Here is a 13393-nt window from a genome sequence, read left to right as displayed (position 1 = left end):
CTACTAGCTCCGCCTTCAGCAAGAGTGGATACCGATTTTGCCTGAGCATGCGGCTCGGAACGAGCGCGCACAATGCTTTCTGGCTACCTCTGAGTGAGATTATTCATGCCTCGCGACAGCGACAAAGACAACGATTCCCGCGGCCGGCGTGATCGTGGCCCGTCCAAGGGCCGTACCGGCAAGCCCCGGGGACCGGACAAGAAATTCGCCAAGCGCAGCTTCGAGAGCAAGGGCGACCGCGACAGCCGTCCGCCTCGCGAGGGGCGTGAGGGCCGCCCGCTTCGCCGCCGCGAGGAGGGCGATGCGCCGCGCCGCGATTTCAGCGACCGTCCGCGCTTCAAGCGCGACGACCGCGGCGGAGAGGGCCGCGGCGAGCGCAGCTTCAAGCCGCGTGGCGACCGTCCGTTTTCCGATCGCCCTTCGCGCGATGGCGAGAAGCGGTCGTCTGGGCCGCGCGGTGATCGCCCGTCCTATGGGCGTGACGACCGTCCGCCGCGCGGCCGTGATCGCGACGATTCCCGCCCGGCCGGCCGCACCGGCGAGAAGAAATTTGGCGACAAGCGTCCTTACGCTCCGCGCGGCGACCGTCCGGAACGCAAGTTCGAGGGCGAGCGGAAGTTTTCGCGAGGCGGACCCGAGCGCGACCGCGGAGATCGCGCCGATTCAAAGCCGTGGCAGAAGCGCGACGATCGTCCGCGCGGCGATCGCCCGCGCAAGGATTTTGGCAAAAACTTCAGCGGCCGTGATCGCGGCGAAGAGAAGCCCTGGCAGAAGCGTGACGACCGCCGCGAAGGCGGCCGCGGGGATGACCGTCCGCGGTTCTCGCGATCGCGTGACGATCGTGCATCGGGCGGCGATCGTCCATTTCGTGAGCGGCCCAAATTCGACCGGCCACGCGAGGATCGCGCAAAGTTCGACCGGCCCCGCCGTGACAGCGATGGCGAACGTGGCGGGCGCGGTGGTGACCGCCCGAAATTCGCTCGTCCACGCGAGCGCTCCGAGGGCCGCTCCGACTGGCACGAGCACCCGCGCAGTGAAGGTCATTCCCGTGATCGTCCGCGCCGCGCGAACGAGGACGACAGCAGGATCTTCGAGAAGCGCCCCGCCTTTGGCGGCCGCGGTGCCTATCGCGAGCGCGATCGCGACTTCGAGGGGCGGCCGCGCCGTGAAGACGCGCCGAAGCCGAAGAAGGCCGGCGAGCGCATCGCAAAAGTGCTGGCGCGCGCGGGCCTCGCTTCGCGCCGCGACGCCGAGGAGATGGTCACGCAGGGCCGCGTCACCGTCAACGGCCGGGTGATCAACTCGCCCGCGCTCGACGTGACGCAGAACGACGTGGTCGCGGTCGACGGCAAGCCGTTGCCGCCGCGCGAGCGGACGCGGCTGTTCCTCTATCACAAGCCGCGCGGATTGATGACGACGCATGACGACCCCGAGGGGCGTCCGACCGTGTTCGACAATTTGCCCGAAGGTCTGCCGCGCCTGATCAGCGTCGGCCGGCTCGACTTCAATACCGAGGGTCTGTTGCTGCTGACCAATGACGGTGGCCTCGCGCGTACGCTTGAGCTGCCCGACACCGGCTGGCTGCGCCGCTACCGTGTCCGCGCCCATGGCGACGTCACCCAGGCCCAGCTCGACGAGCTCAAGCACGGTATCGAAATCGAGGGCGTCAAATACGGTCCGATCGAAGCGACGTTGGAGCGGGACCAAGGCGCCAATGTCTGGCTGGTGTTCGCGATCCGCGAGGGCAAGAACCGCGAGGTGCGCAACGTCTGCGCCCATCTCGGGCTCGAGGTGAACCGGCTGATTCGCGTCTCCTACGGCCCATTCCAGCTCGGCGAGATTCCCGAGGGCCAAGTCGAGGAGATCAAGTCGCGCGTGCTGCGCGACCAGCTCGGCGATAAGGTGATCGAGAAGTCGGGCGCCGAGTTCGACGTGCCCGCGAAATCCGTTGCGCGCGACGACGACGACGCACCGAAGAAGCCGATGAAGCGCGCCGTGATCAACGACCGCAAGGGCCGCCGCGTGCTGGTGCAGCGTACTGGCAGCGAGGAGGCGCGCGAGCGCAACGAGTTGGAAGCAAGCGGCTATGGCCCGCCGCGCCGCCCCAAGCGCGGCTATCACGGCAAGCGCGATTTGAAGCCGCAGGAGGACTAGTTGCGCGTCGTCGGCGGTCGTTTGAAGGGGCGCAATCTCGCCTCACCGTCCTCGCGCGACATCCGCCCCACGGCGGACCGCCTGCGCGAGTCCGTGTTCAACATCCTCGTGCACGCCTATGACGATCCGATTGAGAACGCGCGTGTGCTCGATCTCTTCGCCGGCACCGGCGCGCTCGGCATCGAGGCGTCATCGCGTGGCGCGAAGTTCACGCTGTTCGTCGACACCGGCGCCGAGGCCCGCGCGCTGCTCCGCAATAACGTCGAAGCGCTGGGCCTAGGTGGCGTCACAAAAGTCTATCGCCGCGATGCGACCGATCTAGGTCCCGCGCATCCCGTCGAGCCCTTCTCGCTGGTGTTCCTCGATCCACCCTATGGCAAGGGTTTTGCCGAGAAGGCGCTGGCGAGCTTGCGCGATGGCGGCTGGCTCACGCCGGGCGCGCTGCTCGTGGTGGAGGAGGCGAAGGCCGCGCAGTTCGTGACGCCGGAGGGGTACGAAGAATTGGAGCGGCGGGTTTATGACGACACGGAGTTCGTGTTTCTGAAGAGGCCGTAGTCCCGCTGCCGTAGGGTGGGCAAAGCGAAGCGTGCCCGCGGCTTCTAGCGCGATCAAGAAAAGAGGATGGGCACGGCGCTTTGCGTCTTTGCCCACCCTACGAGAGCTCGGATCACCGCCGGCCGAACAGCTTCTCCACATCGCTCAGCTTCAGCTCGACGTAAGTCGGACGGCCGTGATTGCACTGACCGGAGTTCGGGGTGTCCTCCATCTCGCGGAGCAGGGCGTTCATCTCCTCCGGCCGCAGCCGGCGGCCGGCGCGGACCGAGCCGTGGCAGGCCATGGTGGCGGCGACATGCATCAGGCGACGCTCCAGCGGCAATGCTTCGTCCCATTCGGCCATGTGGTCGGCGAGATCGCGGAGCAGCCCGCCTGCATCGGTCTTGCCCAGCAGCGACGGCGTCTCGCGCACCGCGACCGCGCCGGGGCCGAAAGATTCGATGGCGAGACCGAACGACGCCAGCTCCTCGTTCCGATCGAGCAGGCGCTCCACCGTGGCCTCATCCATCTCGACGATCTCGGGGATCAACAGGATCTGCCGCTGCACGCCATTCGCCGACAGCGAAGCCTTCAGCCGCTCATAGACGATGCGCTCGTGCGCGGCATGCTGGTCGACGATGATGAGGCCATCGCGCGTTTGCGAGACGATGTAGGTCTCGTGGATCTGGGTGCGCGCGGCGCCGAGCGGGCGGTCGACGAGGTCGCTGACAGGCTGCGTCTCGATCCGCACGTCCGCACTGGGTGCACCGACATCGAATGCGGCTTGCGCGCGCTCGGCGAAGGCCGGAGCCGCTGAACCTTCGAAGGACGCGATCGGCGCGGCTGGAGCGGATGGCGAGGCTCGCCAATCCCAGCTTGCCGGGCGCGGCGTGAAAGCGGGCCGGAACGAAGAGAGCGCGCTCTCGCCGCCATTGGCGGCGGTGCGCCGGCCCTCCCGCGCAAGCCCTTCCTTCAACCCATGCACGATCAGTGCGCGCACCAGCCCGGCGTTACGGAAGCGCACCTCGGTCTTGGCCGGATGCACGTTGGCGTCGACCTCTCGCGGATCGAGCGTGACGAACAGCGCCACTACGGGATGGCGGTCGCGGGGCAGGTAGTCGGAATAGGCCGCGCGCACCGCGCCGAGGATCAGCTTGTCGCGAACCGGACGGCCGTTGACGAAGAGATATTGCCCGAGCGCGTTGGCTTTCGTCATTGCGGGCGCCGCGGCATAGCCGGCGACGACGACGTCCTCGCGCTCGGCATGAACCTCGATGGCGTGGCTGCGAAACTCCGCGCCCAGAATATCGCCGAGCCGCGTCAATCGTCCCGCCGCGCCGGGCAGCGCCGCTGCCCAGGTCACCGGCGCGCGCTCCTCGCCCGCGAGCGTGAAGGCGATATCGGGCCGGGCCATCGCCAGCCGCCGCACCACCTCGCGAATCGCCTCGCCCTCGGTGCGGTCGGTCTTCAGGAATTTCAGCCGTGCCGGCGTCGCATAAAAGAGATCGTCGACCTCGACCCGCGTGCCATGCGCGAGCGCCGCCGGCATGATCTCGGACTTCTCGCCGCCCTCGACCGTGAGCGCCCAGGCGTGCGGCTCGCTGGCGTGCCGGGTGGTGATGGAAAGACGCGCGACGGACCCGATCGAGGGCAGCGCCTCGCCGCGGAACCCCAGCGTGCGGATCTGCAGCAGATCTTCGTCGTCGAGCTTGGAGGTGGCGTGGCGCTCGACTGCGAGTGCGAGATCCTTTGCGGTCATGCCGCCGCCGTCATCGGTGATGCCGATCCGCCGCCGCCCACCGCCGTCAGTGAAAACGTCGATGCGGCTGGCGCCGGCATCGATCGCGTTCTCGACGAGCTCCTTGACCACGCTCGCCGGGCGCTCGACCACCTCGCCGGCGGCGATGCGGTTAACGATCTGTTCGGGAAGTTGGCGGACGGGCATGGGTTCACTCGGCGAATGTCCCAGTCTAGCGCCGCCTCGCAACAAATGCATGGGGAAGGTCGCGCTTCCCACATACCAGATGTGGGAAATCCAGCGCTTCTGGCAGGCCCGATGAATGCGGCGTGCGTGCACGAGCCGCCGTATATGAGGAGCACAATTCCGCGAAACCGCCGCGAAATCCCTAAACGATCAACACACCACGCGGCTTGCATCACGACCGCGCCGTTCGAACTCTCTTCGCGATGAACCGGTTCGGTGCAGGCGAGCGGCGCAGGAAGCAGCCGAACCGTCGTCGCGAAAAATCCAGGAGAAATGGATGAAATTGGTGAAGACCTCCGTGATCGTATGCGCTCTCTCGGCCCTGATTGCGACGCCCGTTCTTGCGCAAGGTACGTCATCTGGCGCCAGGCCGGGCGGCACCGTGCAAAGCAAACCCATGCAGGGCGGCGCGTCAGGAAACGAGGATGAGGACCTCGGCGCACAGCAGGGAGCCGCGGGCGAGAAGGTCGGCATGAAGTCGACCAAAGGCACCAAGGGCGCCGCCGGAACCACGGGCAGCGCGACGCACAAGGGCACGGCCGACGATTCCGTTTCGGGCGGTGCCGCGACCGGCAAGCGCTACTGACGCTAGCGCATGATCAGCAAAAGTGCGCAGCGGGTTTCCGCAAAGATCATGCTCAAACAATAACCTAAAGCGCGATGACGATTCATCCTGATCTCATCGCGATTTGGTCTGCGAAACGGCAAACCTCCGGTCGCTTGGCGGCCGGAGGTTTTTCGACAATCAGTCAATCGTCGAATCCGCGCCCGCGCTTCGCCTTAACGTCGCTGCGGCGCTTCTTGCCCTCGAGCCGGCGCTGCTTGGACGCGAAGGTCGGCCGTGTCGCCCGCCGCGGGATCGGGCGGACCATCGCCTCGCGCAGCATCTCGGTGAGCCGGTCGATGGCATCCTGCCGGTTGCGCTCCTGGGTGCGGAAGCGCTGGGCGTGGATCACGATCACGCCGTCCTTGGTCATGCGCTGTCCGGCGATGCGGGCAAGCCGGATGGCGGCATCCTCCGGCAGGGTCAGTTTGCGCGTGTCGAAGCGCAGTTGCGCCGAGGTCGCGACCTTGTTGACGTTCTGCCCGCCGGGCCCGGAGGCGCGGACAAAGCCGATCTCGATGTCGTCCTCGTCGATGACGAGATCGCGGGATATCCGCAGCATGATGGCACCATTCGTGATGTCCGGACATATCGCGGACGTCCAGGTTCGGCAATGGTGCATCTGGAACGCAAATGGCCGGGACGAGCCCGGCCATTTCAGGAGACTTTTTACCCGACCGTCAGTTCGACTTCGTCGCAGGTACTGCCGCCGGTTGTGCGGCTGCCTGCGGCGCGCGGCCGACGACGACGGTGAGAAGGCCCTGGCCCCACAAGCGCTTGGCGGCCGCCTTGGCGTCGTCCAGCGTCACGGCATCGACGATGGCGTTGCGCTTCTCGATATAGTCGATCGGCAACTTGTCCTGCTGATACTGCAACAGCGCCTGCGCCAGCTTGGAGGACGTGTCGAGTGCCAGCATCTGCGAGCCCTTGAGGTAGGACTTGGCTTCGTCGAGCTCCTTCTGTGTCGGGCCCTCCTCGGCGATGCGCCGGACTTCCTTCTCGAGGGCGTCGATGGTGTCGCCGGCGCGGTCGGCGCGCGTGCCGGTATTACCGATGAAGAGCGCCGAATGCTCCATCCAGAGCAGCGATTCGTACACGGAATAGGCCAGCCCGCGCTTCTCGCGGACCTCGCGATAGAGCCGGGAGGACAATCCACCACCGCCGAGGATGTGGTTGACGACATAGGCTGCCATGAAGTTGGGATCGCTGCGCTTCAGCCCGGGGCCGCCGAAGGTGATCACGGTCTGCGGCACGTCGAGGGTCACGAAGGCGCGCTGCGGCGGCTTTGCGGCCTCGACGTCCGCGACCGGCGTGAGGTTGGCCTTGGCGGGGAGGGCGCCAAAGGTGTGGTCGAGCAGCTTGCCGAGCGTGGCCGGATCGATGTCGCCGACGACCGCGATCTTCAACCCATCCTTGGCGAGCACGCGGCCGACATAATCCTTCATGTCGGCGACCGTGATGGTCGGCACGCTGTCGAGGTTGCCGTTGCTCTGCCGGCCGTAGGGATGGCCGCCGAAGGCGACCTCCAGGAACTTGCGGCTCGCCAGCGACGTCGGATTGGTGGTCTCGCGGCGCAGCCCCGAGACGACCTGCGAGCGGATGCGCTCGACGTCGGCCGCATCGAAATGCGGCGAGGTCAGTGCCATCCTGAGCAGGTCGAAAGCCTCATCCTTGTTGTCGCGCAGCATGCGCAGGCTGCCACGGAGGGTATCGCGGGTGGCGTTGAACGAGAGCTCGATGGCGCGGCGGTCGAGCCGTTCATGGAACGTCTTGGAGTCGAGATCGCCGGAGCCTTCGTCCAGGAGGTCGCCAACCATGTTGGCGACGCCCGACTTGTCTGGGGGGTCCTGGGCCGAGCCGCCGGCGAAGGAATATTCCATGGCGATCAGCGGCACGGTTGCGTCCTGCACGAACCAGGCTTCGATGCCGCCCGGAGAGATCAGGTGCTGGATCTTTGCGGCTGCGTACGACGGCGACACCGCAGCCAGTGCGAGGGCCGCGCCGGTAACGAAGGACAGCGCGAAATGTCTTGTTCGCAGGAAGCGCCTTGCGCGAAGGAGGGAATAGGTCACGAACGCTTCTCCTCGCGCTTGGCGGTGGCGGTGTCCTTGATCAGATAGCCCGTCACCGAGCGCTTCTTCTCGAGCCATTTCTGCGCAACGGCGCGAACCTGCTCGGCCGTGACCGCGCGGATGCGGTCGGGCCAGCTCCTGATATCCTCGATCGACAGACCCGTGGTCAGCGCGCCGCCATACCAGCGCGCCAGCACCGCCTGGTTGTCCTGGGCGTAGATCGCTTCCGCGATAAGCTGGGTCTTGACCCGCTCCAGGTCCTCGGCGCGGATCGGGTTCTGCGCGACATTGGCGATGACGCCATCGACCGCCTGCTCGACCTCGGCGAAGCTGACACCGGGCTTCGGCGCGGCCGAGATCGCGAACTGGGTCGGGTCGAGCGAGATGCTCGAATAGCTGGCGTTGGCGGAGACCGCGAGCGGCTTGTCGACGACGAGGGCGCGGTAGAGATAGGAATTGCTGCCGCTGCCCATCAGCTGCGCGAGCACGTCGAGGGCCGCGCTCTCGCCGGCCGCAGCGGTCGTCGCCGAGGGCACCAGGTAATAGCGCCGCATGTTCGGCTGCTCGACGCGCGGGTCGGCCAGCGTGACGGTGCGCGGGGCGGCCGGCTCCGGCTCCTGCGGACGAACGCGCCGCGCCGGGATGGCGGGCTGGGCCGGGATGGAGCCGAAATTGCGCTCGACCAGCGGGCGGACATCGGCGGCGTCGACGTCGCCGGCGATCACCAGGATGGCGTTGTTCGGCGCGTAGAAGCGGCGGTAGAAGGCGAGCGCATCCTCGCGATCGAGCTTCTCGATCTCCTGATGCCAGCCGATCACCGGCCGGCCGTAGGGATGATTGAGATAGAGCGCGGCCATGATCTGCTCGTTCAGCCGCGCGTCCGGATTGTTGGCGACGCGCATGTTGTACTCTTCGAGCACGACGTCGCGCTCGGGCAGCACGTTCTCGTCCTTGAGGATGAGGCCGGTCATGCGGTCGGCCTCGAACTCCATCATGGTCGGCAGCTGCTCGCGCGGAACGCGCTGGTAGTAGTTGGTGTAGTCGACCGAGGTCGAGGCGTTCTCGTTGCCGCCGACGCGGAGCACGGTCTGGGAGAATTCGCCGACGGGATGCTTCGAGGTACCCTTGAACATCAGGTGCTCGAGGAAGTGTGCGAGGCCGGATTTGCCCGGCGTCTCGTCGGCCGAGCCGACCTTGTACCAGATCATCTCCGTGACCACAGGCGTGCGGTGATCCGGGATCACCACGACCTGCATGCCGTTGCTGAGCGTGAAGCTGGCAGGCGGGGCCGATGTTACCGTGGTCTGGGCGAGGGACGCGCCGGCCGTCAGGACACTCGTCGAAAGCAGCGCGGCAAGGAGGCAGGCAGCCGATCGGTAAGAGGACATCATGATCCTTATGACAGGCCGAGGTCCGGATCTCCGGCTCGGAGGCACGGCATGGTACACCGTGCGGCTGAGGCTTCGCGTCACGAAGCAGAGAACTCAACGCGTAGGCAAGCTACTGATCGGCAATTCGGGAACCGCGTCCGGCGTGCACGAGTCGCCGGCGCAGGGTTCGGTTCTGGCAGGACGTCGCGGCGCGACGGGAACGCTATTGTTCCTTGTCCTTGCCCGACATGATGTCGAAATAGGTCCGCCGCGACTTGTCCGGTCCGGAGCCATAGGCGTAGTTCGGCGACGGCGTCTGATAACCCGGCGGAGGCTCGACGAGCGATTGGCGCGGCGGCTCGCTGGTGAATGCCTTCTCTTCCGAGCTGTTGCCCTTGAACATGCCCCAGAGACCGCCGGAATAGCCGAGCTCGGCCGGCATCAGCGACGGGTTGCCGTTCGTGCCCGGCTGAATCGGATCGTTGCTGGTGCGGGGGGCCGCGGCGACCTGGCCGGCCTTCATCTCGGCGGGCGACAGCGGCTGAGCGGCTTGCCAGCTCTCCTGCGCCTTGTTGGCCTTCTTCCGCGCGGCAATGGCTTCCTTGCGGCGTTTCTCGTCAGGGTCCTTCGGCCAGTTCGGCGCATTCTTGGCCTGGGTTGCGGCGGGCGGCGGCAGGTCGAGCTTGGGCGGCACGACCAGCGGCGAACGCTCGCGGTACTCGATGCCGGGCTTCTCCATGCTCTTGGCGCCGATGCCGGACATCAGATTGTCGATGAGCTTCTCTTCGAAAGTCATGTCGTCGTCCTCGTCGTCGTCACCGGCGCGGGCGGCGCCGGACGACATGACGAGACCGATGCCGAGCGCGACTGCGGACAATTTCAATGCCCGCCAGAACCCTCGTTGGGGGTCTCGAACCATCGAACCGCTGGTCTTCGAGCTGCGCATCACCATACCTGTTCCATATTGTGGCAGATTGCCGCTCGCACGCCGCTTGACCCTCGCAAAAGCGGGTTCCACCCGCCGGTCGTATCGGCCGGGATCAGGGCGCTTTTGCGGCGGGTACCCCCAAGAAGGAATCATACAATAGCGCCGCCACCCCAGCAACGATGGCCACGTCGGCGAGGTTAAACACGTACCAATCATAGATATTTCCGCCAATCTCGATGTGAAACAGGGCGAAATCCACCACCGCGCCATAGGCCAGGCGGTCAATGCCATTGCCGATGGCGCCGCCGATGATCAGGCCGAGCGCGATCGTGGCAAGGAGGGTGTGGGAGCGGGCCATCCAGATCGCCAGCGCGACCACCGCGATACCTTTCACGGCCATCAGCGCGAGCTGCGCCGCCTGGCTGTCGTTCTGGAGCCAGCCGAAGCTGATGCCGATGTTCCAGGCCAGCACCAAATCGAAGAACGGCGTTACCCGGACCGCGCCGCGATGGGCGAGATCGAACACGTTCAACAGCCAAAGTTTAGAGGCCTGGTCGGCCACCAGCGTGACCATGGCCGTGAGGATGCCGGCGCGCAGCGGGGTCATGGCTGGCCGGTCAGACCGCCACCCCCAGCGCCTTCCATTCGCGCAGCGCCTTGGCGTCGCGCGGGGTGACGTCGGGGTATTCAGCGTCTTCGCCCACTGCCGTTGAGATCTTCCAGGAGCGGGCGCACTTGGTGCCGACCGCCTTCTCGACGACGACTGCGACGCCCGGCACGGCATCGAGACGGAACGCGGAAACCGGCGCCTCGCCCTCGCGCACCTCGTAGTTCGAGGTGATGCAGACTTCGGCGAGATCGACGTCGAACAACGTCGCCAGCATGGCCCGGTCGGCGACATAGATCACCGGCGAGGCCTCGAGCGAGGAGCCGATGTTCTTGGCGGCGCGTTCGAGCTCGAGTGCGCCGGTGACGACGCGGCGCACGTTGCGGATCGTCTCCCAGTTGGCGGCGAGCTTGTCGTCGCGGAGATTCTCGAGGCCATCAGGAAACAGCGTCAGATGCACCGAGGGCTCAGCGTTCGGCCGGTACATGCGCCAGGCTTCCTCCGCGGTGAAGCTCAGGATCGGCGCCAGCCATTTCAGGATCGAGGCGCACAACAGGTCGATGGTCGTCAGCGCCGCTTTGCGCGTCAGCGAGGACGGCGGGTCGCAATAGAGCGTGTCCTTGCGGATGTCGAAATAGAACGCTGACAGCTCGCTGTTGAGGAAGGCGGACAGGATAGCGACCACCGTCTTGTAGTCGAACTCCCGATAGGCCTTGCCGATCGCGGCGGCGCGCACCGCGAGCTCGTGCAGCATCAAGCGCTCCAGTTCCGGCATCTCGGCGGGCTCGATTGCGTCGGCCGGCTTGTAGTGATGCAGCGTACCCAGCATCCAGCGCACGGTGTTACGGAGCTTGCGATAGGTCTCGACGGTGTTCTTCAGGATCTCGGGGCCGATGCGCTGGTCGTCGGTGTAGTCGCAGGACGCAACCCAGAGTCTCAGGATGTCGGCGCCGGATTCCTTGATGACGGCCTGCGGCTCAATGGTGTTGCCGAGCGACTTCGACATCTTGCGGCCGTCCTCGGCCTGGGTGAAGCCGTGGGTCAGCACGATGTCATAGGGCGCGCGACCGCGCGTGCCGCAGCTCTCCAGCAGCGATGAGTGGAACCAGCCACGATGCTGGTCCGAGCCTTCGAGATACATCACCGTGTCGGTGCCGCCGTCGACCTTGCGCCTGATGCCGGCAAGGCCAGGGAAATGTACGGGGTCTTCGAGCACAAAGGCGTGCGTCGAGCCTGAATCGAACCAGACGTCGAGAATGTCGTCGACCTTCTGCCAGTCTTCGTTGGCGCGGGGCCCGAGGAAGCGCTCGCGCGCTCCCTTCGCATACCAGGCGTCCGCGCCTTCGTTCTCGAATGCTTGCCCAATGCGCGCATTGACGGCCTCGTCCTGGAGGATCTCGGCCGAGCCGTCGCCCTTCTCGCGCACGAACACGGCGATCGGCACGCCCCAGGCGCGTTGGCGCGAGATCACCCAATCCGGGCGGGCCTCGATCATGCCGTTGATGCGATTCTCGCCGGACGGCGGCACCCATTGCGTCACCGAGATCGCGTGCAGCGCGCGGGCGCGCAGCGTGTCGCCGGACTTGGTGTTGCCGTCAGCGGCAACATCCTTGTCCATCGCGATGAACCATTGCGGCGTGTTGCGGAAGATCACCGGCTTCTTGGAGCGCCAGGAGTGCGGGTATTGATGCTTCAGCCGACCGCGCGCGAGCAGCATGCCTCTTTCGACGAGCGCCTTGATCACGGCCTCGTTGGCGTCGCCCTTCTCGCCCTTGTCGTTGATGACGCGCTTGCCGGCAAAGCCCGGCGCATGATCGGTGTAGGCGCCGTTCTCATCGACGGTATAGGGGATCGCGGTGTTGATGCCGCGCGCATCGAGATCGCGCGCCTGCGCCGTCCATGCGTCGAAGTCCTCGCGGCCATGGCCGGGTGCCGTGTGCACGAACCCGGTGCCGGTGTCATCCGTGACGTGGTCGCCGGGCAAGAGCGGCACGATGAAGTCGTAGCCGCCGGCGAGGCCCTTCAGCGGATGGGTACACTCGATCGCATCCATGGTGTCGCCGGGGACGTCGCGGACCTTCTCATAGGCCGTCACGCGCGCCTGCTTAAAGACTTCTGCAGCGAGCGCATCGGCGAGGATGAGGAGATCGCCGGGCTTGGCCCAATTGTCGGCGGGCGCGTCCGTCACCTTGTAGAGGCCATAGCCGATCTTCGGCGAGAACGAGATGGCGCGGTTACCCGGCAGCGTCCATGGCGTCGTGGTCCAGATCACGATGCTTGCGGAGGCGAGCGCACCGTGCGCGGGCGAGGTCACCGGAAACTTCACCCACACCGTGTCCGATGTGTAGTCCTCGTACTCCACTTCGGCTTCGGCCAGCGCGGTCTTCTCGACCACGCTCCACATCACCGGCTTGGAGCCGCGATAGAGCGTGCCGTTGGCGGCAAACTTCATCAGCTCGCGCGCGATCTGGGCTTCGGCGGGATAGCTCATCGTGGCGTAGGGATGGTCCCAGTCGCCGATCACCCCCAAGCGCTTGAATTCCTCGCGCTGCACGCCGAGCCAATGCGTCGCATAGGCGCGACATTCCTTGCGGAAGTCGATCATTGCGGCACTATCGCGGAAGTCGGGCTTCTGCTTGCCCTTCTTGCGATAGTGCTCTTCCTCGACCTTCCACTCGATCGGCAGGCCGTGGCAGTCCCAGCCCGGCACGTAGTTGGAATCGAAGCCGAGCATCTGCTGGCTCTTGGTGACGAGATCCTTCAGGATCTTGTTCAGCGCCGTGCCGATATGGATGTTGCCGTTGGCGTAGGGCGGGCCGTCATGCAGCACGAATTTTGCGCGGCCCTTCGCACTCTCGCGCAGCTTCTCGTAGAGGCCGATCTCATACCAGCGCTTGAGGATCTCCGGCTCCCGCTGCGGCAGGCCGGCGCGCATTGGGAATTCGGTCTGCGGCAGGAACAGGGTTTTCGAATAGTCTTTGATTTCAGACTTTTGCGACTTTTGCGGCTTTTCGGACATGAGGCTGACTGGCTCGGAAGGGCGCGGGAAACGGATGGCGATAGGGAATCGCGGGGTGAGACGACACATCCCGGTCTTGCGCCGAGCCGAAGGCTCAGGCGGAAGCCGGGCCGCTAATCCC

10 protein-coding genes are annotated in these 13393 nt (G+C 66.0%); 3 read left to right on the top strand and 7 right to left on the bottom strand.

The genetic code is table 11. The features are described 5' to 3' along the window. Positions 1-105: 105 nt before the first annotated feature. Positions 106-2154, top strand: coding sequence for a pseudouridine synthase (locus IVA96_RS01400; RefSeq protein WP_247415075.1), 2049 nt, complete (start codon positions 106-108; stop codon positions 2152-2154). Beyond that, positions 2155-2709 carry a 16S rRNA (guanine(966)-N(2))-methyltransferase RsmD gene (gene rsmD / locus IVA96_RS01395; RefSeq protein ID WP_247415073.1) on the top strand — a complete coding sequence of 185 codons (555 nt, stop codon included), beginning with the start codon at positions 2155-2157 and terminating at the stop codon, positions 2707-2709. It begins immediately after the preceding gene. Between the two features lie 112 nt (positions 2710-2821). On the opposite strand, the gene mutL is transcribed toward rsmD, so the two are convergent. Beyond that, a complete protein-coding gene (gene mutL, locus IVA96_RS01390; protein WP_247415072.1) occupies positions 2822-4633 on the bottom strand; it encodes a DNA mismatch repair endonuclease MutL in 1812 nt (603 codons plus the stop codon). Between the two features lie 316 nt (positions 4634-4949). On the opposite strand from mutL, the gene IVA96_RS01385 reads away from it, so the two are divergent. After that, positions 4950-5258, top strand: coding sequence for a hypothetical protein (locus IVA96_RS01385; protein WP_247415070.1), 309 nt, complete (start codon positions 4950-4952; stop codon positions 5256-5258). A gap of 163 nt (positions 5259-5421) precedes the next feature. On the opposite strand, the gene arfB is transcribed toward IVA96_RS01385, so the two are convergent. From arfB to ileS, 6 genes are all read right to left on the bottom strand, one after another. Beyond that, the gene (gene arfB / locus IVA96_RS01380) at positions 5422-5838 is read right to left on the bottom strand and encodes an alternative ribosome rescue aminoacyl-tRNA hydrolase ArfB (RefSeq protein ID WP_247277573.1); all 417 of its coding nucleotides are present in this window, start codon (positions 5836-5838) and stop codon (positions 5422-5424) included. Between the two features lie 118 nt (positions 5839-5956). Next, positions 5957-7426, bottom strand: coding sequence for a pitrilysin family protein (locus IVA96_RS01375; protein ID WP_247415068.1), 1470 nt, complete (start codon positions 7424-7426; stop codon positions 5957-5959). After that, positions 7345-8736, bottom strand: coding sequence for a pitrilysin family protein (locus IVA96_RS01370; protein WP_247277754.1), 1392 nt, complete (start codon positions 8734-8736; stop codon positions 7345-7347). Before IVA96_RS01370 ends, IVA96_RS01375 begins: the two co-directional genes overlap by 82 nt. A 205-nt stretch (positions 8737-8941) precedes the next feature. Beyond that, positions 8942-9664 (bottom strand): hypothetical protein, encoded by a 723-nt coding sequence (locus IVA96_RS01365; protein ID WP_247277753.1) that lies wholly within the window; start codon positions 9662-9664, stop codon positions 8942-8944. Between the two features lie 94 nt (positions 9665-9758). Then, positions 9759-10253, bottom strand: a complete 495-nt coding sequence (lspA, locus tag IVA96_RS01360; protein ID WP_247277571.1) for a signal peptidase II — start codon at positions 10251-10253, stop codon at positions 9759-9761. Between the two features lie 10 nt (positions 10254-10263). Beyond that, positions 10264-13272: an isoleucine--tRNA ligase gene (gene ileS, locus IVA96_RS01355; protein WP_247415065.1), complete on the bottom strand. Its 3009-nt coding sequence runs from the start codon at positions 13270-13272 to the stop codon at positions 10264-10266. Positions 13273-13393 lie beyond the last annotated feature (121 nt).

The sequence above is a fragment of the Bradyrhizobium sp. 159 genome (assembly GCF_023073795.1).
Classification (GTDB): domain Bacteria; phylum Pseudomonadota; class Alphaproteobacteria; order Rhizobiales; family Xanthobacteraceae; genus Bradyrhizobium.
The sequence above is the reverse complement of the archived record's forward strand: the minus strand, read 5'-3'. Positions and strand labels throughout refer to the sequence as shown.

Bases quoted from the DNA above. Each gene is read 5' to 3' on its own strand.
- IVA96_RS01370 (WP_247277754.1), bottom strand. From the start codon at position 8,736: ATGTCCTCTTACCGATCGGCTGCCTGCCTCCTTGCCGCGCTGCTTTCG.
- ileS (WP_247415065.1), bottom strand. From the start codon at position 13,272: ATGTCCGAAAAGCCGCAAAAGTCGCAAAAGTCTGAAATCAAAGACTAT.
- IVA96_RS01375 (WP_247415068.1), bottom strand. From the start codon at position 7,426: ATGGCTCGAGAAGAAGCGCTCGGTGACGGGCTATCTGATCAAGGACAC.
- lspA (WP_247277571.1), bottom strand. From the start codon at position 10,253: ATGACCCCGCTGCGCGCCGGCATCCTCACGGCCATGGTCACGCTGGTG.
- IVA96_RS01400 (WP_247415075.1), top strand. From the start codon at position 106: ATGCCTCGCGACAGCGACAAAGACAACGATTCCCGCGGCCGGCGTGAT.
- IVA96_RS01365 (WP_247277753.1), bottom strand. From the start codon at position 9,664: ATGCGCAGCTCGAAGACCAGCGGTTCGATGGTTCGAGACCCCCAACGA.
- mutL (WP_247415072.1), bottom strand. From the start codon at position 4,633: ATGCCCGTCCGCCAACTTCCCGAACAGATCGTTAACCGCATCGCCGCC.
- IVA96_RS01385 (WP_247415070.1), top strand. From the start codon at position 4,950: ATGAAATTGGTGAAGACCTCCGTGATCGTATGCGCTCTCTCGGCCCTG.
- arfB (WP_247277573.1), bottom strand. From the start codon at position 5,838: ATGCTGCGGATATCCCGCGATCTCGTCATCGACGAGGACGACATCGAG.